Origin of the sequence: Agromyces sp. Soil535, from assembly GCF_001428255.1 — a bacterium.
In the GTDB taxonomy this organism is placed as follows: domain Bacteria; phylum Actinomycetota; class Actinomycetes; order Actinomycetales; family Microbacteriaceae; genus Agromyces.
Genome location: NZ_LMRW01000027.1, coordinates 63,317 through 82,889 on the forward strand (window position 1 = coordinate 63,317; position 19,573 = coordinate 82,889).

A 19,573-nucleotide genomic window follows, 5' to 3' on the forward strand; every position below is an offset into this window, starting at 1 on the left:
CGCGCGTGCTGGAAGAATGGTCGGCATGGCCGCATCCGTCACCCCTCCGCGCGGCATGCGCGACTTCCTGCCCGCCGAGAAGGCCCGGCGCGAGCACGCGCTCGGCGTGATCCGCGGCGTCTACGCGGCGCACGGCTTCGACGAGATCGAGACGCCCGTGATGGAGGACTCGTCCCGCCTGCACGCCGGCCTCGGCGGCGACAACGAGAAGCTCGCGTTCGCGGTGATGAAGCGCGGCCTGACCGCCGACGACCTTGCGGCGGCCGCGGCATCCGGCGACGCCCTCTCACTCGCCGACCTCGGCCTGCGCTACGACCTCACCGTGCCGCTCGCACGGTTCTACGCCACGCACCGCGCGGCGCTGCCGCCCGTGTTCCGCGCCATCCAGATCGCGCCCGTCTGGCGGGCCGAGCGCCCGCAGAAGGGTCGCTACCGCCAGTTCGTGCAGTGCGACATCGACATCATCGGCGAGGCCGGCCCGCTCGCCGAGCTCGAACTGCTCACCGCCACGGTAGCGACGCTCGATGCGCTCGGCCTCGGCGGCTGCACGATCCGCCTGAACGACCGGCGCATCCTCGCGCGCATCCTCGGTTCGTGGGGCGTGCCGGCCGAGCTGCGGGAGCGCGCTCTCATCACGATCGACAAGCTCGACAAGATCGGCACCGGGGGAGTGGCGGCCGAGCTTCGCGATCTCGGCGTCGAGCACGCTGATGTCGCGGCCGAACTCGAGGCGCTGACGAACGCGGGCTGGCACCTGCTCGACCGCCAGGCGTCGCAGACCGGGCACAGTGTGCCCCCGCCGGCTTGGCTCGACCAGGAGGCGTACCGCGACCTCCTCGCCCTCCGCGAGGCCCTGCCCGATGCCGCGATCGAGTTCGACCCGACGCTCGTGCGCGGCATGGGCTACTACACGGGCACGATCTTCGAGGTCGCGCACGACGATCACGGCTACTCCCTCGGCGGGGGCGGCCGCTACGACCACATGATCGGGCGCTTCCTCGGCCACGAGGTGCCGGCGTGCGGCTTCTCGATCGGGTTCGAGCGCATCGTCGACCTCCTCGAGATCGCGGATGAGGCGCGACCGCGTGCGGTCGTGCTCGTGCACGATGCGGATGCCCCGGCAGCGCAATTGCTCGCCCTCAAGTCGGAGCTCGTGGCATCCGGCACCAGGGTGCGCCTCGAGCGGCGGGTCAAGAACCTGCGGGGCATGCTCGACCGCGTGAGCGCCGACGGCTTCGACGCCTTCGCCCAGGTCGGACCGGACACCGCGGATGCCGCGTCGCTCGCGTTCCGCGACCTCACGACGTCAGCCTGACTCCGCGCGCGGAGAGCGCGTTCGCGAGTTCTCCGCCTGACTCGTCCCCTGCGCTGGGGCGGACCTCACGACCTGCTCGAACTCACGGCGGGCGACGCGCTTGCCGGTGACTTCGGGCACGGCATGGCGCCGAGAGGGCGCAGATGCCGGGTGATTCCGTGCATTTGCGATGTTTCGAGGAGCTGGCCGCTGGTCTGTGGACAGCGGCGAACGTCCGGTCGCGAGGCCCGGCAAGGTGGGCGAATGACTCGACGTGCGCCGCTCGCCCCGCACCTGTTCGGGGCGGCGTTCCACGTGCGCGACCAGGACTTCCATGGTGCCAGCCGCGGACGCCTCGTGGCGTCCGATGTCCAGCGGCCGTTCACGGCCGTCCGCTCGCTCGGACTCGACCTCGACGACGCCGTCGGCCGGTGCCTCGCTTACGAGCCGCTGCTCCGGCCGGGCGAGGCGTTCAGCCATGCGACGGCGGCAGCGCTGTTCCGGCTGCCGCTGCCCGAGGACTATGAGGCGGTGCACGTGCTCGCGCCGCCCGGCGTGGCGCGGGCCCGCGGGCGCGGCGTGAACGGCCACGCGGCATCCGTCGCGCTGCCGGTCGTGCTGCACGAGGGGCTGCCGGTCGTCGCGCCTGCCCATGTCTGGTGCCAGCTCGCGAACGACCTGTCGACCTACGACCTCGTCGCGGTCGGCGACGCGATCGTGACCGGTCTGCGCCGCGGCGAGGTGCGCGCGGCGGCGCTCACGACGCTCGACGAGTTGCGGGATGCCGCGGCGCAGTGGGGCTCGCGGCGCGGCACGAAGGCGATCGCGGCTGCGTTGCCGTGTATCCGCGTGGGCGCGGAGTCCCGGAAGGAGACGCATCTTCGGCTCACGCTCGTCGACGCGGGGCTGCCCGAGCCGATCCCGAACCCGCCCGTGCGGCTGGCGTCCGGCGTGGTCGTGCATCCCGACCTCGCGTACCCCGAACGGCGGGTCGCGCTCGAGTATCTCGGCGACATCCACCGCACCGAACGGCGACGCTGGCAGGACGACCTGAGGCGCCGGCGCGGCCTCACGGCGACGGGGTGGCTGGTCCTCGAGGTCACGGCCGACGACCTCGCGTCGAATCGCGCGGCGTTCGTCGCGAGCGTGCGCGAGCTGCTCGCGAAGCCCGCCGCGTGATCGGTCAGCGCCGATGCGTCGCCGCCCGGTCCGACGCATCGAAAGGGCGTGCATGCAGTGTCTTACCCTGCATGCGCGACGTTTCGATTGGTGCGCGGCGACGACGGGATGTCGCGGCACGGGCGGCGGGAATCGAGAGGGCGCGGATGCAGGGTCGCACCCGGCATCCGCGCCCGTTCGATGTCGCGAGCGCGAGCGCGCTGAGCGGATGCCGCGGGGCCCCGGGGGTGCGGGCGGCGGCCGTCATCCGACCTCCGAACGTCACCGAGTCGTGAGCATTACTAGACTGACTCCGGATCACGACGGAGTCGTCCGACGCACACCCCCCCATCACAGAGGAGTTCACTGTGGCATTCATCGAAGCTGTAGGCGCCCGCGAGATTCTGGACTCTCGCGGCAACCCGACCGTCGAGGTCGAGGTGCTCCTCGACGACGGCTCGCTGGCCCGCGCGGCGGTTCCCTCGGGCGCGTCGACCGGTGCCTTCGAGGCGTACGAGCTCCGCGACGGCGACAGCGACCGCTACCTCGGCAAGGGCGTGCAGAAGGCCGTCGACGCCGTGCTCGACGAGCTCGGCCCGGCCATCGAAGACCTGGATGCCGCCGACCAGCGCCTCGTCGACGCCGCGCTCATCGAGGCCGACGGCACCGAGAACAAGGGACGCCTCGGCGCGAACGCCATCCTCGGCGTGAGCCTCGCCGTCGCGAAGGCCGCCGCCGACGCGGCCGACCTCCCGCTCTTCCGTTACCTCGGCGGCCCCAACGCGCACGTGCTGCCCGTGCCGATGATGAACATCATCAACGGTGGCGCACACGCCGACACCGGCGTCGACATCCAGGAGTTCATGGTGCTGCCCATCGGCGCGCCGACCTACTCGGAGGGCCTCCGCTGGGGCGTCGAGACGTACCACGCGCTGAAGAGCCTCCTGAAGTCCAAGGGCCTGTCGACGGGCCTCGGCGACGAGGGCGGGTTCGCGCCCGACCTCGAGAACAACCGCGCCGCGCTCGACCTGATCGCCGAGGCGATCGGCAAGGCCGGCTTCACGCTCGGCACCGACATCGCCCTCGGCCTGGATGTCGCGGCCACGGAGTTCTTCGAGAACGGCGTGTACCGCTTCGAGGGCAAGGACCGCACCGCGGCCGAGATGAACGCGTACTACGGCGAGCTCGCGGCCGCCTACCCCCTCATCTCGATCGAGGACCCGCTCGCCGAGGACGACTGGGAGGGTTGGGCGGCGCTCACTTCCCAGCTCGGCACGAAGCTGCAGCTCGTCGGCGACGACCTGTTCGTCACCAACCCCAAGCGCCTCGCCGACGGCATCGCCAAGCACGCGGGCAACTCGATCCTCGTCAAGGTCAACCAGATCGGCACGCTCACCGAGACGCTCGACGCGGTGAAGCTCGCGCAGCGGGCCGGCTACACCGCCGTGCTCTCGCACCGTTCCGGCGAGACCGAGGACACGACCATCGCCGACCTCGCCGTCGCAACCGACTGCGGCCAGATCAAGACGGGCGCGCCCGCCCGGAGCGAGCGAGTCGCCAAGTACAATCAGCTCCTGAGGATCGAAGAAGAACTCGGTGAGGCCGCGGTGTACGCGGGCCGCACGGCGTTCCCCCGATTCACGGCCTGAGTCGGGTGACGGGGGTGGCCGTGGGGCCGCCCCCGTTCGGCTTCCCGGGTCGGTGAGGAGGGGCGATGCATCCGGATGCTCCGCGCCCACCGCGATCCTCCGGCATGCCGCGCCGGCCGGCCGTCCCGGGGCGACCGCGCCCCGCCGGCGACGACGGAACGTCCTCGACGAAGCGAGCGGATGCCGCGAAGTCGTCGCGTTCGGCGAAGGCGGATGCCGTGAAGCCCGCGCCCACCCCGAAGCCGGATGCCGCGAAGCCCGCTCGTGCCCCGAAGCCGGATGCCGCGAAGGCCGAGCGAGCCCCCAAGTCGGGCGCCGCGACCGCACCTCGGTCCGGCAAGGACGCGGCCGCGAAGCCCGCGAAGTCCGCGTCCGCCTCGGCCGGCGCCGGCTCGGCGAAGACGGCCGATGCCGCGAAGCCCGGCCGCGCACCGAAGCCCGCGCGCACGCCGGGCTCGCGCCCGCCGGGTTCGTCCCGCTCCACGCGGGGCGGCGGCTCGAAGTCGCCGTCGGGCGGGCCTGTCGCGGCCGACCGCGCGGGGTGGCTGAGCGGCATCCGATTCTCAGGCTTCTCGCTCATCATGATGGGTGTGCTCGTGCTCGCGGTGGTGGTGCTCGCGCCGACGATCGCGGCGTTCGCCCAACAGCGCCAGCAGATCGCGGAGCTGCGCGCCGCGGTCTCCGAGCAGGAGGGCGAGGTGCAGCGCCTTCGCGACGAGCGCGAGCGCTGGAACGACGAGACGTTCATCATGACCCAGGCACGCGAGCGGCTGTACTACGTGATGCCGGGTGAGGTGAGCTACCTCGTCATCGACGACCGTTCCGAGGCGGCCAAGGCGGATGCCTCGGCTGAGGTCTCGGCCGAAGTGACCGAAGCGAAGGGCGACTGGATGCGCACCCTGCTCGACTCCGTGATGACGGCCGGGCTCGCTCCCGCGCCCGCGGCGCCCGTGGAGGCACCTGCGGACGTGCCTGCCGAGGGGAGCGACGGATGACGCGCCCGCCCTTCCCGCCCGTGAGCGAACGCGACATCCGCATCGTCTCGGCGCAGCTGGGACGCCCGGCGCGCAATGTCGTCGGCATCCCGGCGCGCTGCGTGTGCGGGGCTCCGACGGTCGTGGCGACCGCGCCGCGCCTGTCGGACGGCACGCCGTTCCCGACCTTCTACTACCTCACGCACCCGGTCGCGACCGCGGCGATGTCATTCCTCGAGGCGGCGCAGGTCATGGTCGAGTGCAGCGAGCTGCTCGCGGCCGACGCCGAGTTGCGGGCGGCGTACCAGCGCGCGCATCGCGACTACCTCGCCGACCGCGAGTCCATCGCGGTGGTGCCGGAGCTGGCCGGCATCTCCGCGGGCGGCATGCCGACGCGCGTGAAGTGCCTGCATGCGCTTGCGGCGCACGCCCTTGCCATGGGGCCCGGTGGGAACCCGATCGGCGACATCGCGCTCGAACGCTCGTCGTGGTCGCCCGACGTGTGCCAATGCCCCGACTACGGCGTGGACGTGCCCGACCCCGAGGACCCCGCCGACGACGACACCGGAGGGCGCGCATGACGCGTCACGTGCCTCGCCCACTGGCTGCCGTCGCGAAGGCCGCTGCCCTCGCCGCCGCAGCGACGATGATCGCGCTCGCGGGCGCGACGCCCGCGCACGCCGACACGGTGCGCGACCTCGAGTACTGGCTCGCCGACTACGGGTTCACGACCGCGTGGAACTCGTCGCGCGGCGAGGGCGTGACCGTCGCGGTGATCGATACGGGCGTCAACGGCGATGTCGCCGAACTCCGCGGGGCCGTCACGGGCGGCACGGATGTCTCGGGGCTCGGCTCGCCCGACGGCCAGACGCCGGTGGGCGACGACCCGAACCACGGCACGATGGTCGCCTCCCTGCTCGCAGGTCGCGGGAGCGGGGAGGGCAACGGCGTGATCGGCGTCGCCCCCGAGGCCGACCTGCTCACGGCATCCGTGGCATTCGGCCAGGACACGGGCGCGACGAAGTCGAACGACGACCAGATCGCCGAGGCCGTGAAGTGGGCCGTCGACAGCGGTGCGGACGTCATCAACATGTCGCTCACCCGCAACACCCGCGACTGGCCCGAGAGTTGGGACGACGCGTTCATGTACGCGTTCGAGCACGACGTCGTGATCGTCGCCGCCGCGGGCAACCGTGGCAGCGGCACGAGCGAGGTCGGCGCGCCCGCGACGATCCCCGGGGTGCTCACCGTCGCAGGCGTCGACCGCGACAAGAACGCGAGCTTCGACGCGAGCTCGCAGGGCATCACGATCGCCGTCGCGGCGCCGAGCGAGGACCTGGTCGGCGTGCTCCCCGATGGCAGCTACGTGCAATGGAGCGGCACGAGCGCGGCCGCCCCCATCGTCACGGGCCTCGTCGCCCTCGTGCGCAGCGAATATCCCGAGCTGGATGCCGCGAGCGTCATCGAACGACTCATTCGCACCGCCGACCCGCACGGCGACGAGGTGCAGACCGCGCTCTACGGCTTCGGCATCATCGACCCCGTCGCGGCGCTCACGGCCGAGGTGGACGAGGTCGACGCGAACCCCCTCGGAAGCCTCGCGGACTGGATCGCACTGCACCGTCGAGCGGATGCCCCGGAGACGTCGACCGACGGCGAGGAGCAGGAGATCGTGCCCATCGCCGACCCGCCGCTGCCGCGATCCGACGGCGCGCAGACCCTCCTGCCGACCGCGTGGACGCTCGCCTACATCACCGTCCCGCTCTCGCTCGTAGCAGGATTTGGTACGCTAGCAGCGCTGTTGGGCATCGGCGCCACTCGGCATACCAGGCGGACTGTCCGCACCCGCGAGCAGTGATCGCACGCACCAGGCCGCACGTACCAAAACTGAGGAGTCCATTCACCGTGCCCAAGATTCTCATCGTCGGCGGTGGCTATGCGGGGTTCTACACGGCGTGGAAACTCGAGAAGTGGCTGCGTCCCGGCGAGGCCGAGGTCACGATCGTCGACCCGCTCCCGTACATGACGTACCAGCCGTTCCTGCCCGAGGTCGCGGCCGGCTCGATCGAGCCCCGCCATGCGGTCGTGTCGCAGCGCCGGCACCTGAAGAAGACGAACGTCGTCACGGCCAAGGTCACCCGGATCGACCACGCGTCGAAGACGGCGATGATCACGCCCGAGGTGGGCGAGCCGTGGGAGTTCGAGTACGACGTCGTCGTGGTCACGGGCGGTGCCGTGTCGCGCACGTTCCCCATCCCGGGCATCGCCGAGAACGCCATCGGCCTGAAGGCGATCGAGGAGGCCGTCGCGATCCGCGACCGCGTGCTCAGCAACTTCGACAAGGCGTCGAACCTGCCCCCCGGCCCAGAGCGCGAGCGGCTGCTCACGTTCGTCGTCGTCGGCGGCGGATTCGCGGGCATCGAGATCTTCGGCGAACTCCGCTCGTTCGCGAGCGCGTTGCTCGACTACTACCCGCAGCTCACCTTCGACGAGACGCATTTCCACCTCATCGAGGCCATGGGCCGCATCATGCCCGAGGTGTCGCTCGAGACGAGCCACTGGGTCATCAAGCACCTGGCCCAGCGCGGCGCCGAGATCCATCTCGACACCCAGCTCTCGAGCGCGGTCGACGGCGTCATCGAGCTGTCGACGGGCGAGCGCTTCGAGTCCGACCTGATCGTGTGGACGGCCGGTGTCATGGCGAACCCCGCGATCGTGCGTTCGAGCGACCTCCCCGTCGAGGAGCGCGGCCGGCTGCTGACCCGCGCCGACCTCCGTCTCGGCGACGAGGACGACTTCGTGCCCGACGCGTGGGCAGCCGGCGATATCGCCGCCGTGCCCGACCTCACGGGCGGCGGCGTCGGCGGGTACTGCGTGCCCAACGCGCAGCACGCGGTGCGCCAGGGCAAGCTCCTCGCGAAGAACATCGTGGCGGTGCTGCGCGGCGAGGAGCCCAAGGAGTACTTCCACAAGAACCTCGGGGCGGTCGCCGGCCTCGGCATCGGCCACGGCGTGTTCCAGTCGGGCAAGCTCGCGCTGAAGGGCCTCATCGCCTGGTTCGCGCACCGCGGCTACCACGGCCTCGCCATGCCCAGCTGGGAGCGCAAGTTCCGCGTGTTCTGGGGCTGGTGGAACAACTTCTGGCTCGGCCGCGACATCGTGTCGCTCGCCGCGGTGCAGCAGCCGCGCGCCCAGTTCGAGATATTCGCGGCACGTCCGAAGCCGCCGGCCGCGGCCGCACCCGCCCCTGCGTCCGCCGCGGCATCCGGCAAGGCTGCACCGAAGGCCGTGACGCGGAAGGCGGCACCCGTGGAGGCCAAGGCCTCGGCGGCGAAGGCCGCTGAGACCGCGCCGGCCGAGGCGAAGGCCGACGCCGAGCCCGTCGCAGCGAAGTAGTCTGGGACGCGGCGCCGCCGGGTGCGGCGTCGCGCTCCCGTAGCCCAATCGGCAGAGGCAGGCGACTTAAAATCGCCGCAGTCTGGGTTCGAATCCCAGCGGGAGCACCCAGGTACTCGAGCTGTCGCCCCCGCGGTGGCGCGCCCTCATCGGGTCATCGATCGAGGTCGATCGCAGGGTCGACCGCGGTGAGCATGCGGTGGTGGGCCGGACGCCACGTGCGGCCGATCCGCTCGGCGAGTTCGTCCAGCGTCGCGGCGACGTCGATCGCGGCGGAGTCATGCACCGCCTCGACGACCACGAGCACGCGACGGGTGGCCGGGGTCACGGCGGAACGGCCGCTCTGGCGCGTCACCCAGCGGCGGGAGTGCGCTGAGCCCGCGTCATCGGCGTAGACGATCTCGCCGGCGGCGGGATGCTCGACGTCGCCGGAGAACGTGACGTACGTCTCGGCGCCGCTCGCCGGACGCACTGTGAGGTCGCCGTCGACCCGGTCGACGTCGAGGACCGCGATCGGGATCGCGCGCGCCGCTGACACCGCGTTGCACAGGTCCACGAGCGGATGCAGGCGCGGCAGGTCGCCATGCGTCCGGATGCGGCGGAGCAGGGACTCCGCGGCGCACCGGTACTGCGTGGGCTTCAGTCCCATCTGCGCGTACGCCCGCCGCCAGGCGCGGATCTCGGGGAGTTCGCTCTCGGGAACGTGTTCGGCCCGCCTCGCGGCGACCGCCGTGCGCTCGCGCACGGAGGCATCGACGTCGGCGTCCACCCGGATGCCGTCGCAGACGAGCGCCCCGGCACTGAGGCTCGGGAAGGTCTGCCAGACCTCGTCGGCGTGCCGGAATCGTCGCGTCATCCTCGCCTCCATCCCTGGCTCCACCCCCGTTGGCCGGTGCCGCACGCAGGCGAGCGCCCGCGAGCGGACGGCCGGAACCCGACGACGAGGCCCGCCGCGATCGCCGTCATCCCGAGCCAGGCCCCGGGCGAGGGGAGCGGTCCACCCACCAGCGCGCCGATGAGGGCGGCCGACGGTGCGGCGATGCCGGCGCAGAGCCCCACCCGGCTCGGGCCGAGACGCTCGACCCCCGTGAACCAGAGGACGAACGCGAGGGCGGTCGCGACCGACCCGAGGTAGGCGATCGCGGCCAGGGCGTCCGGCGTCGTGAACGCCGCCGGATCGGGGCGCTCGACGACGGCGGAGAGCACTGCGAAGACCACGGCGGCGACCGCCGACGTCCAGATGGAATAGCTCCAGGGGCCCATCCGGGGGAGGGTCCTCGAACCCATGAGCGTGAACGCCGCCTCGCAGCCGATGAGGCTGACGGCCATCGCGATGCCGATCGCGTCGCCGCGCCCCCATCCGGTGACGGCGATGGCCCCAGCGCCGACGATCACCGCGCCGGCGACGACCGCGGGCGCGGGTCGGCGGCGCTGGACGAGCGCGCCCGCGATCGCCAGCACGATCGGGATGCACGAGACGGCCGCACCGAGCAGCCCCGGCTCGGCGTGGCGCGTGCCGACGATCGTCGCGAGGTTGAACCCCACCAGCCCGGTTGCGGCGCCGCCGATCACCCATCCGAGATCGCCGCGTCGGGGTCGGACGAGCCGCACGCGGAGCACGCAGGCGAGGAGCACGAGCGTCCCTGCGGCGACGGCGTAACGGCCGGACTGCACGCCGAGGACGGGCAGGTGGCGGGTCGCGGAGATCACCGCGACACTGCTTCCCAGCAATGCCATGCCGGCGAAGCCCGGCCACGCGCTCCACCAGAATCGCCGACCGGTCGGCGTCGGTCGGACCAGCGTCGGCGCGTCGGCGGCATCAGGGGTCATGTCGTCCATCGTCTGCGCCTGTTGGTCCTCGCGGAAGGTCCAAATGGGTCACGCTAGATTGGTCCAATGCGCGGGTCCGACTTCCTCCAACTCGATCCCGAGCCGGTCGGGCGCGGTGCGCGCACCGAGTGGCTCACGCTCCGGCTCCGCACCGCCATCCTCGACGGCGCGCTCGGCATCGGCTCACGGCTGCCATCGTCCCGGGTCCTGGCCGAGGACCTCGGGTTCTCGCGTGGCACGGTCGCCGAGGCCTATCGGCGCCTCACGGAGGAAGGCCTCATCGCGGGCAGCGCGGGCGCGGGCACGACTGTCGTGGCGGCGGGGCTGTTGTCTGCTCGCGCGGCGGGACGGTCGGCGGCAGCATCGGCGGCAGCGCCGGCGGCGACGCCCGCCGGCGCGCCCGCGGGTCGATCGGACGCGTGGGTCGAGGTACCGGGCGCGAGCCACGACGCCGTACCGAGCTCCCTGCCGCACGCCGACGTGATCGACGTGGCCACGGGCCTGCCCGATCTCGCGGCGTTCCCTCGCGGTGCCTGGCTGCGGGCTGAGCGAGAGGTGCTCGCGACGGCGACGGCCCGCCAGCTCGGCTACGCTCCGCCCGAGGGCACCGTCGAGCTCCGGCATGAGCTGAGCGGATGGCTCGCACGGTCGCGCGGGGTGGTCGCGCAGCCCGACCGCATCATCGTGACGGGCGGGGTCACCGGTGCGCTGAGCCTCGTCGCCCAGCTCCTGCGCGATGACCGGTCCGTCCCGATCGCGGTCGAGGACCCCTGCGCGGAGGGCAGTCGACGCATCCTGCGCCATTGGCTGGGCGAGGTCACCCCGGTCGCCGTCGACCGCGACGGCATCGAGGTTCGGAGGCTCTCGGCTTCAGGGGCCCGTGCCGTGCTCGTGACGCCCGCTCACCAGTACCCGACCGGAGTCGTGCTCTCGCCCGAACGTCGCCGGGAGATCGTCGCCTGGGCACGTGACGGCGGGAACCTGGTCATCGAGGACGACTACGACGCCGAGTACCGCTACGACCGCCGACCGGTGCGGGCGGTGCAACCCCTTGCCCCGGATGCGGTCGCGTACGCGTCCAGCCTGTCGAAGACGCTCGCCCCCGCGTTGCGGCTCGGCTGGCTCGTCGCGCCCGAGCACCTGCACCCTCGTCTCGTCGAACTCCGCTGGGCCATCGACCTCGGCTCTCCGGCGCTGCCGCAGTTGACGCTCGCGCACCTGCTGCGCTCCGGCGCGCTCGAACGCCACCTCCGCAGCATGCGCGTGCGCCACCGGGCACGGCGCGACGCAGCGCTGGTCGCACTCCGAGAACACCTTCCCGGATGCTCCGTGGTCGGCATCGCGGCGGGGCTCCACCTCGTGATCGAACTCGCCGACGGCGTCGATGACGAGCGGATCGCGGCCGATGCGCGAGCCGAGGGCGTGCTCGTGCAACCCCTCGGCCGGCACTTCGCCGGTGTCGGTCGCCCCGGGCTCGTCATCAGTTACGCCGGCAACCATCCCGCGCGGGTGCAGCGCGCGATCGAGGTGCTCGCCCACGTCATCCATCGTCGCGGAGGCACGCTCGCAGCCTCATGACATACGGTCGAGCCGCCGCAGGATGAGCCCCTCGCGGAGCGCCCACGGCGACACCTCGAGCTCGCGGACGCCGAACGCGCGCATCGCCTCGGAGAGCACCACGGCGCCCGCGACGATCTGGAACGTGCGGTCGGCGGTGATGCCGGGAAGCGCGGGCCGGGCATCGGCGGGGATCTTCGCGAGGCGCGGCGTCCAATCGTCGAGTCCGCGTCGCGTGAGCACCATGCGATCGGATGACCCGACGCCTTCCTCGACCGTGCCCGCAAGACGTGCGAGCGAACGGATCGTCTTCGACGAGCCGACCACGTGATCGGGAGCCGGCAGGTCGCGCAGCGGCGCGATCGCCTCGGCGAGCACGGCACGGGCGTGCCCCCGGAGCCGGGCGACCTGGTCGGTGGAGGGCGGGTCATCGGGGAGGAACTCGATCGTCGAGCGTCCGGCACCGAGCGGGACCGAGAGCGCGACATCCGGCACCTCGTCGAATCCCTGTGCCAGTTCGAGCGAACCGCCGCCGATGTCGAGCAGCAGGATCCGGTCGGCGGACCATCCATACCACCGGCGTACGGCGAGGAACGTGAGCCGCGCCTCCTCTTCGCCCGAGAGCACCTGCAGGTCCACCCCCGTCTCGGCGGTGATGCGGGCGAGCACGGCTTCACCGTTGGCCGCCTCGCGGATCGCGGAGGTCGCGAACGCGAGCAGCTCGTCGATGCCCGCCTCCTGCGCGGCGGCCACGGCCTCGACGACGGCGTCGATGATCGCCTGGACGCCCACATCGCCGATGGAGCCGTCGGGCTCGAGGTAGCGCATGAGCCGGAGCACCGACTTCTGCGAGGTCGCCGGGATCGGCCGGGCCCCGGGATGGGCGTCCACGACCAGTAGGTGCACGGTGTTGGAACCGACGTCGAGAACCCCGAGGCGCATGTTGCGAGCGTAACCCGTGGCGAGTGCGCGCGAGGGAGCTTTCGTGCATACTGGTGCGACTGGGACGACTGTCCCACTTCGGCCGGCGATGGAGTCGAGAGGAGACGCGTGGCCCGCATCCCCGCATCCGAGCGCCGCGCGGCGCTCATCGAGGCGGCGCTCCGCGTCGTGTCGCGGCGCGGCATCGCCCAGGCAACCACCCGCGCGATCGTGGCCGAGGCCGGCATGTCGCTCGCGAGCTTCCACTACGCATTCGACTCCCGCGACGAGCTCATCGACGAGCTCATCATCACCGTCGTCGCCCGCGAGCAGCAGGCCGTCATTCCCGACCTGTCACCGGGCCAGAGCCTGCGGGAGCTGCTCGAGTCCGGCATCCTCGGCTATTTCGAGCATCTGAAGGCCGATCCCGAGCACGAGCAGGCGATGCTCGAGCTCACCCAGTACGCGCTGCGGTCGCCCGAGCGGCATCCGCTCGCCCGCGCCCAGTACGCGCGCTACGCCGAACTCGCCGAGCGCTCGCTCGAGCTCGCCGCGAGCGTTGCCGACGTCGCCTGGCGCGTTCCGGTACCCGAGGTGGCGCGCACGCTCGTGGCGTTCACCGACGGACTCACCCTCACCTGGCTCGTCGATCGCGATGACGACGCCGCCCGGGCGGTCGCGCAGGCGGCCGCCGACGCCCTCTCGAGAATGGCCGGTCCACGATGACGAACCTCGACGCGGCCTCCGAAGCCTCGCCCGCCCCGACCGCCGCACTCGGCGAGCCGACCAGGCGCGTCGGCGTCGGCTGGATCGCCGCGTTCGCGACGGTCTGGTTCGGCATCTGGATGGCGCAGCTGACGCCGGTGCAGCTCCTGCTGCCCGCCCAGATCGATGCCCAGCTGCACCCCGACGACTGGGTCGACAGCGTCATGGCGTTCGGCATCATCTCCGGGATCACGGCGCTGTTCGTGATCGTCGCCTACCCGCTCACGGGGGCGCTCTCCGACCGCACGGCCTCGCGATGGGGCCGACGCCGGCCGTGGATCGCCGGCGGCGCGATCGCGTTCGCCCTCTCGCTCGTGGTGCTCGGCTTCCAGACCGAGGTGTGGGCGATCGGCCTCGCGTGGGTTGTCGCGTCGATCGCGTTCTGCGTCATGACCGCGGCGCTCACCGCGACCATCTCCGACCAGGTGCCCGTGGGGCAGCGCGGCTTCGTCTCGGGCTGGATGTCCGCGCCGCAGGCGGTGGGCATCATCGTCGGCCTCGTGGTCGTGACGATGCTCGTGCCCGGCACGGTGGCCGGATACGCCGTGCTCGCCGTCGCGCTCGTGGTGCTCGCGCTGCCGTTCCTGCGCGTCCACGACGAGCCGCTCGCGCCGGGGGAGCGGGCGCGCGTCACCGCCCGAGGCGTCATCGCGAGCCTCTGGATCAGCCCGCGCCGCTACCCCGACTTCGGCTGGACCCTGACGAGCCGCGTGCTCGTCTCGGTCGGGAACGCGCTCGGCACGAGCCTCCTGCTCTACTTCCTCATGTTCGGCCTCGGCGACGAGAACGCCGAGGAGGACCTCATCATCCTCACGCTCATCTACATGGTGTTCGTGATCCTCGCCTCGCTCCTGCTCGGCAAGCTCTCCGACCGCCTCGGGCGCCGCCGTGTCTTCGTCTTCGTGGCAGGAGGACTGCAGGCCCTCGCCGCGCTGTTGCTCGCGCTCGTGCCCGACCTCACCGTCGCGATGATCGGCGCGGGGCTGCTCGGGCTCGGCTACGGCTGCTTCCTCTCCGTCGACCAGGCCCTCGCGACGCAGGTGCTGCCCGACCCGGGCGCGCGCGGCAAGGACCTCGGCATCATGAACATCGCCTCCGCGGTGCCGCAGTCCCTCGGCCCGCTGCTCGGCGCGCTCGCGGTGCTCGCGACGGGATCGTTCACCCTCGTCTTCGTGCTCAGTGCGCTCTGCGCCCTCGGCGGCGCGCTGGCGGTCATGCGCGTGCGGAGCGTGCGCTGATGGCCCTCGACCTCCGTTTCGACGATCCGGTGACGGATGCCCCGGCGTGGCTCGAGCCCGCCCGGTACTGGCCGGCGCTCACCGCCGCCACCCGCGACCTCGACGCGCCCGTGGGTGCCCTGCACCTCGGCGCGCTCCGGCACAACGCCCGGGACATGACCCGCCGTGCCGCGGGCACCCCGATCCGCATCGCGTCGAAATCGGTCCGCGTGCGCGGCGTGATCGAGGCGCTCCTCGAGCAGCCGGGCTATCACGGCGTGCTCGCCTACACGCTCGCCGAGGCACTGTGGCTCGCCGACACGGTGGACGATCTCGTGGTCGGCTACCCCACGGCGGAGCGCGGCGGCATCCGTCGACTCGGCGGGGATCCCGACCTCGCGAGTCGCATCACGCTGATGGTCGACTCTCCGCAGCAGCTCGACCTCATCGACGACGTGATGCCGCCCGGAAGGCGCGAGGAGATCCGGGTGTGCCTCGAGCTCGACGCGTCGTGGGAGGCACCGGTGCTCGGGCACCTGGGCGTGCATCGTTCGCCCGTGCACGATCCGGCCGACGCGGGCGCGCTGGCCGCGTACATCGCACGACGACCGGGCTTCCGGCTCGTCGGCATGATGTCGTACGAGGCGCAGATCGCAGGCGTCGTGAACCGGCCGGCAGGCAGGCCGATCGACGGTGCCGTGAACCGCTGGATGCAGTCCCGCTCGATGCCCGAGCTCGTCGAACGCCGTGGGCGCGCGGTCGCCGCGGTGCGCGAGCACGCCGACCTCGAGTTCGTGAACGGCGGGGGCACCGGCTCGATCGAGGCGACGGCCGCGGATGCCTCGGTCACCGAGATCGCCGCCGGCTCTGGGCTCTTCGGCGGCCACCTGTTCGACGGCTACGCCCACTTCACCCCCGCGCCGGCCGCGGCGTTCGCGCTCGACGTCGTGCGCTCGCCGAGCCCCCGGCACGCCACCATCCTGGGCGGCGGATGGATCGCCTCGGGCCCGCCCGCCGTCGACCGGCTGCCCCGCATGGTCTGGCCCGAGGGCCTTGCGATGATCGCGCGCGAGTCCGCAGGCGAGGTGCAGACCCCGGTCACGGGTCGGGCCGCGGGCCGCCTGCGCGCCGGTGACCGCGTCTGGTTCCGGCACACCAAGTCGGGCGAGCTCTCCGAGCACCTGAACGCCTTCGCCGTGGTCGAGGGCGACGAGGTGGTCGGCGAGCTCCCCACGTACCGCGGCGAGGGGAAGGCGTTCCTGTGACGGCGAGTGGCGACACGTGGCGCAACTGGGCCCGTACCGAAGCGGTGCGACCGCTTCGCGTGGAGCGGCCCGCCACGACCGACGCGGTGCAGCGCGCGGTGGCCGCGGCTGCGGCATCCGGCCTGCGCATCAAGCCGGTCGGGTCGGGGCACAGCTTCACCGGCATCGCGGTGGCGCCGGGCGTGCAGCTCGACCTCGCCGACCTCACGGGCGTGATCGACGCGGATGTCGCGACCGGCCGCGTGACGCTGGCCGCCGGCACGCCGCTGCACCAGCTGCCCCAACTGCTCGCACCCTACGGCCTCGCGATGCCGAACATGGGCGACATCGACCGGCAGACGATCGCGGGGGTCACGTCGACCGGGACGCACGGAACCGGCCTCAGGTTCGGCGGCCTTGCGACCCAGATCGTCGCCGCGAAGCTCGTGACCGGCAAGGGGGAGCTCCTCACCGTGAGCGAGACCGTGCGCCCCGACCTGCTGCCCGCCGTGCGCCTGGGCCTCGGTGCCCTCGGCGTGCTCATCGAGGTGACCCTGCAGCTCGTGCCGCGCTTCGTGCTGCACGCGGTGGAACGGAGCGAGCCGTTCGACGAGGTGCTCGACGGGTGGGTGGACCGCGTCCGAGAGGTGGACCATCTCGACGTGTACTGGTTCCCGCACACGCGCACCGCACTGACGAAGACGAACACGCGGCATCCGGGCGATGCGCCGCGTCGGCCCGTCGGGCGGGTGTCGGGTTGGATCGACGACGAGCTGCTCGCGAACGGCGTGCTGCGGGGAATCTGCGCCCTCGGCGCGCTCGCGCCAGCGGTCACGCCTCCCCTTGCGCGCCTGGTCGAGGCGCTTACGCCGAACCGCGAGTTCTCCGACTTCTCGCCGGCGGTGTTCACCGCGGGTCGTTCTGCACGCTTCTGCGAGATGGAGTACGCGATCCCGCTCGATGCAGTGCCCGACGCCGTGCGCGAGGTGCGCGCGCTCATCGAGCGCAACGGATGGCGCATCAGCTTCCCGATCGAGGTGCGCGCCGCGGCATCCGACGACAACTGGCTCTCGACCGCTTACGGACGCGAGAGCGGCTACATCGCCGTGCACCGATACTTCCGGGAGGACCCGCGCGAGTACTTCACGGCGGTGGAGGAGATCATGCGGAGCTTCGGCGGCCGCCCGCACTGGGGCAAGATGCATACCCAGACGGCGGAGACACTGCGTGAGCTGTTCCCGCGATTCGACGACTTCCTCCGCGTGCGCGACGAGCTCGACCCCGAACGGCGGTTCGCGAACCCCTACCTCGAGCGCGTGCTCGGCGCGTAGGTGCGGTGACGGAGGGCGCTACGGCGTGCGCCGGCGCAGCGTGATCGAGCCGACCACGATCGACCCGACGATCCACGCGCCGATCGCGAGCAGTCGCACCATGATCCACTCTGTGCTCTCGGTGTCGCCTGCGACCGCCTGGAGCGCCTCGATGGCGTAGCTGAGCGGCAGCCAATCGCTGATGATCTCGAGCCCCTCCGGAAGCTGGTCGCGCGGGACGAAGATGCCGCCGAGCAGGATCTGCGGGAACACGAGCAGGGGCATGAACTGCACGACCTGGAACTCGGTGCGCGCGAACGCGCTCGCGAGCAGCCCGAATGCGGTCCCGAGCAGCGCGTCGGCCACCGCGACGGCGAACAGGAGCCAGATCGAGCCCTCGATCTCGAGGCCGCACACCCACACGGCGAACGAGACCGCGATGGCGGTCTGGAAGATGGCGAGGAACCCGAACGCGAGTGCGTAGCCGAGGATGAAGTCGCCCTTGCCGAGCGGCATCGAGAAGAGCCGCTCGAGCGTGCCGCTCCGGCGCTCGCGCAGCGTCGCGATGCTCGTGACCAGGAACATGACGATGAACGGGAACAGCGCGATCATCGCAGGGCCGATGGAAGCGAAGACGTCGGTGTCGGTGAAGATCCACGCGACGAGGCCGATGAGCAGGCTCGGCACCACGAGCAGCAGCCCGACGGTGCGCGGATCGTGCCGGATCTGGGTGAGCACCCGGCCCGCGGTCGTGAACGTGCGGACGAGGGTCATCGCGCCGCCTCGCTTCCGGTGCCGGCCTCGGCGCTCCGCGCGGCCGCGTCATGCGGCTGCAGGTCGGGTTCGCCGCGATCGATGAGCCGCAGGAACGCGTCCTCGATGTCGTCGGTGCCGGTGAACTCGAGCACGCCCTTCACGGTGTCGTCGGCGAGGAGCTCCCCGTCGCGCATGAGCAGGAGCCGGTCGCAGCGCTTGGCCTCGTCCATCACGTGACTCGATACGAGGAGGGTCGCGCCGTCGGCGGCGAGCTCGTGGAAGAGCTGCCACAGCTCGACGCGCAGCACCGGGTCGAGGCCGACCGTCGGCTCGTCGAGCACGAGCACCTCGGGGGCGCCGAGGAGTGCGGCGGCGAGCGAGACGCGTCCGCGCTGGCCGCCGGAGAGCGAACCCGCGAGCTGGCCGGCCACCGAACCGAGGTGGGTGCGTTCGATCACGCGGTCGACGTCGGATGCCGGTGCCCCGAGCACCCGGCGGAAGTAGGCGAGGTTCTGCCGCACCGTGAGGTCGTCGTACACGCTCGCCTGCTGGGTGTAGTAGGCGACGCGCCGCCGCAGCACCTTGGACCCCGCAGGGAGGCCGAGCACCTCGATGGTGCCCGACTGCACGACCTGGACGCCCACGATGGAGCGCATGAGCGTCGTCTTGCCGCTCCCGCTCGGTCCGAGGAGCCCCACGATGAGGCCGCGCGGCACGGCGAGGGACAACCCGTGGAGCACCGGCGTGCGCACACGTTTCACGTGCAGGTCGTGCACGACGATCGCGGGCCCGCTCGCGGCATCCGCTTTATTCATCATGTGCTGAATTCTGCGCCTGCGCGAGCGCGCTGTCAAGGATCGGGCCGGTTCCCGTGAGGTGCCACTGGAGGGCCGGCGCGACCCGAGCAACGATCTCGTCTTCGGGGAGGGAGGCGATCGGCTCGAACGCGAGCACATAGCGCACCATGATCACGCCCACGACCTGCGACGCAGCGAGCTCGGCACGCAGCTCGGCGTCGCCGGCGTCGCCCAGCCTCGTCGCCAGGCGCAGCATGATCTCACGACGCAGGAATTCGCGCAGCATCCGCGCCGCCGGCCCCTGCCCGATGACCGAGCGCAAGGCCGTCGTCGCAGCGGGCCGCACCTTGGGGTTGTCCCACGCCGCGAGCACGGCGCGAAGCAGCCGTGCCCCGAGTTCCTCGACCGGGCCGTCGAGCGCGCCCTGCACGATGCGGTCGGGACGCAGCGGCACCGCCACGACCTCCGCGACGAGCGCCGACTTGTCGTCGAAGTAGTGGTGCACGAGCGAGGGGTCCACCTGCGCGCGGCGTGCGATCGACCGGATGGACGCGGCCTCGTACCCGCGCTCGCCGAACTCGGCCGCAGCGGCCTCGAGGATCCGCGCCTTCGTGTCGTCTCGGTTGGCGCCGCGGGGCCGACCGCGCCGGCGGGGTTCCGCTCGCTGCTCCACAGGCTGAGCCTACGCCCGGAGCGGCCCGGCGC

19 protein-coding genes and 1 tRNA gene are annotated in these 19,573 nt (G+C 72.0%); 14 read left to right on the forward strand and 6 right to left on the reverse strand.

Translation table 11 applies throughout. From position 1 onward, the window contains the following. The first annotated feature begins 25 nt into the window (after positions 1–25). From hisS to ASG80_RS20005, 9 genes are all read left to right on the forward strand, one after another. Entirely contained in the window at positions 26–1,315 is a 1,290-nt protein-coding gene (hisS, locus tag ASG80_RS19970) for a histidine--tRNA ligase (RefSeq protein ID WP_056734295.1), read from the forward strand. A gap of 243 nt (positions 1,316–1,558) precedes the next feature. Next, on the forward strand, positions 1,559–2,473 hold the full coding sequence (locus ASG80_RS19975; protein ID WP_056734032.1) for a hypothetical protein: 915 nt from the start codon (positions 1,559–1,561) through the stop codon (positions 2,471–2,473). 146 nt (positions 2,474–2,619) lie between these two features. Beyond that, positions 2,620–2,748: a hypothetical protein gene (locus ASG80_RS24775; protein ID WP_255355618.1), complete on the forward strand. Its 129-nt coding sequence runs from the start codon at positions 2,620–2,622 to the stop codon at positions 2,746–2,748. A 72-nt stretch (positions 2,749–2,820) separates the two neighbouring features. Next, positions 2,821–4,101: a phosphopyruvate hydratase gene (eno, locus tag ASG80_RS19980; protein ID WP_056734035.1), complete on the forward strand. Its 1,281-nt coding sequence runs from the start codon at positions 2,821–2,823 to the stop codon at positions 4,099–4,101. 104 nt (positions 4,102–4,205) lie between these two features. Continuing rightward, on the forward strand, positions 4,206–5,096 hold the full coding sequence (locus ASG80_RS24645) for a septum formation initiator family protein (protein WP_235508420.1): 891 nt from the start codon (positions 4,206–4,208) through the stop codon (positions 5,094–5,096). Next, entirely contained in the window at positions 5,093–5,656 is a 564-nt protein-coding gene (locus tag ASG80_RS19990; protein WP_056734037.1) for a DUF501 domain-containing protein, read from the forward strand. The genes ASG80_RS24645 and ASG80_RS19990 overlap by 4 nt, the downstream gene beginning before the upstream one ends. Beyond that, positions 5,653–6,933, forward strand: coding sequence for a S8 family serine peptidase (locus ASG80_RS19995; protein WP_056734039.1), 1,281 nt, complete (start codon positions 5,653–5,655; stop codon positions 6,931–6,933). Before ASG80_RS19990 ends, ASG80_RS19995 begins: the two co-directional genes overlap by 4 nt. Before the next feature lie 47 nt (positions 6,934–6,980). Further along, positions 6,981–8,471: an NAD(P)/FAD-dependent oxidoreductase gene (locus ASG80_RS20000; RefSeq protein ID WP_056734041.1), complete on the forward strand. Its 1,491-nt coding sequence runs from the start codon at positions 6,981–6,983 to the stop codon at positions 8,469–8,471. A 33-nt stretch (positions 8,472–8,504) separates the two neighbouring features. Beyond that, positions 8,505–8,578, forward strand: a tRNA-Leu gene (locus ASG80_RS20005). 47 nt (positions 8,579–8,625) lie between these two features. On the opposite strand, the gene ASG80_RS20010 is transcribed toward ASG80_RS20005, so the two are convergent. Both ASG80_RS20010 and ASG80_RS20015 read right to left on the reverse strand, forming a co-directional pair. Next, positions 8,626–9,327 carry a B3/4 domain-containing protein gene (locus tag ASG80_RS20010; protein ID WP_056734043.1) on the reverse strand — a complete coding sequence of 234 codons (702 nt, stop codon included), beginning with the start codon at positions 9,325–9,327 and terminating at the stop codon, positions 8,626–8,628. Then, positions 9,324–10,310, reverse strand: a complete 987-nt coding sequence (locus ASG80_RS20015; protein WP_056734044.1) for a DMT family transporter — start codon at positions 10,308–10,310, stop codon at positions 9,324–9,326. The genes ASG80_RS20010 and ASG80_RS20015 overlap by 4 nt, the downstream gene beginning before the upstream one ends. Before the next feature lie 57 nt (positions 10,311–10,367). Between ASG80_RS20015 and ASG80_RS20020 the strand changes: the two genes are divergently transcribed. Further along, entirely contained in the window at positions 10,368–11,879 is a 1,512-nt protein-coding gene (locus ASG80_RS20020) for a PLP-dependent aminotransferase family protein (RefSeq protein WP_056734045.1), read from the forward strand. On the opposite strand, the gene ASG80_RS20025 is transcribed toward ASG80_RS20020, so the two are convergent. After that, positions 11,874–12,800 (reverse strand): Ppx/GppA phosphatase family protein, encoded by a 927-nt coding sequence (locus tag ASG80_RS20025; protein ID WP_056734047.1) that lies wholly within the window; start codon positions 12,798–12,800, stop codon positions 11,874–11,876. The genes ASG80_RS20020 and ASG80_RS20025 overlap by 6 nt on opposite strands. A gap of 108 nt (positions 12,801–12,908) precedes the next feature. On the opposite strand from ASG80_RS20025, the gene ASG80_RS23775 reads away from it, so the two are divergent. The 4 genes from ASG80_RS23775 to ASG80_RS20045 are packed head-to-tail and all read left to right on the forward strand — an operon-like array spanning position 12,909 to position 17,336. Continuing rightward, positions 12,909–13,505 (forward strand): TetR/AcrR family transcriptional regulator, encoded by a 597-nt coding sequence (locus tag ASG80_RS23775; RefSeq protein ID WP_056734050.1) that lies wholly within the window; start codon positions 12,909–12,911, stop codon positions 13,503–13,505. After that, complete coding sequence (locus tag ASG80_RS20035) at positions 13,502–14,782, forward strand: MFS transporter (RefSeq protein ID WP_056734052.1); 1,281 nt, start codon at positions 13,502–13,504, stop codon at positions 14,780–14,782. The genes ASG80_RS23775 and ASG80_RS20035 overlap by 4 nt, the downstream gene beginning before the upstream one ends. Further along, on the forward strand, positions 14,782–16,026 hold the full coding sequence (locus tag ASG80_RS20040; RefSeq protein ID WP_056734054.1) for an alanine racemase: 1,245 nt from the start codon (positions 14,782–14,784) through the stop codon (positions 16,024–16,026). Before ASG80_RS20035 ends, ASG80_RS20040 begins: the two co-directional genes overlap by 1 nt. After that, positions 16,023–17,336, forward strand: coding sequence for a D-arabinono-1,4-lactone oxidase (locus ASG80_RS20045; protein ID WP_056734056.1), 1,314 nt, complete (start codon positions 16,023–16,025; stop codon positions 17,334–17,336). Before ASG80_RS20040 ends, ASG80_RS20045 begins: the two co-directional genes overlap by 4 nt. A gap of 18 nt (positions 17,337–17,354) precedes the next feature. Here the strand turns inward: ASG80_RS20045 and ASG80_RS20050 are convergent, their stop codons facing one another. Genes ASG80_RS20050 through ASG80_RS20060 form a run of 3 tightly spaced genes read right to left on the reverse strand, consistent with a single transcriptional unit; the run spans position 17,355 to position 19,541 of the window. Next, positions 17,355–18,089, reverse strand: coding sequence for an ABC transporter permease (locus ASG80_RS20050; protein ID WP_056734058.1), 735 nt, complete (start codon positions 18,087–18,089; stop codon positions 17,355–17,357). Beyond that, positions 18,086–18,886 (reverse strand): ABC transporter ATP-binding protein, encoded by an 801-nt coding sequence (locus tag ASG80_RS20055; protein WP_369816287.1) that lies wholly within the window; start codon positions 18,884–18,886, stop codon positions 18,086–18,088. Before ASG80_RS20055 ends, ASG80_RS20050 begins: the two co-directional genes overlap by 4 nt. Continuing rightward, entirely contained in the window at positions 18,879–19,541 is a 663-nt protein-coding gene (locus ASG80_RS20060; protein WP_235508421.1) for a TetR family transcriptional regulator, read from the reverse strand. The genes ASG80_RS20055 and ASG80_RS20060 overlap by 8 nt, the downstream gene beginning before the upstream one ends. Between the last annotated feature and the right edge of the window lie 32 nt (positions 19,542–19,573).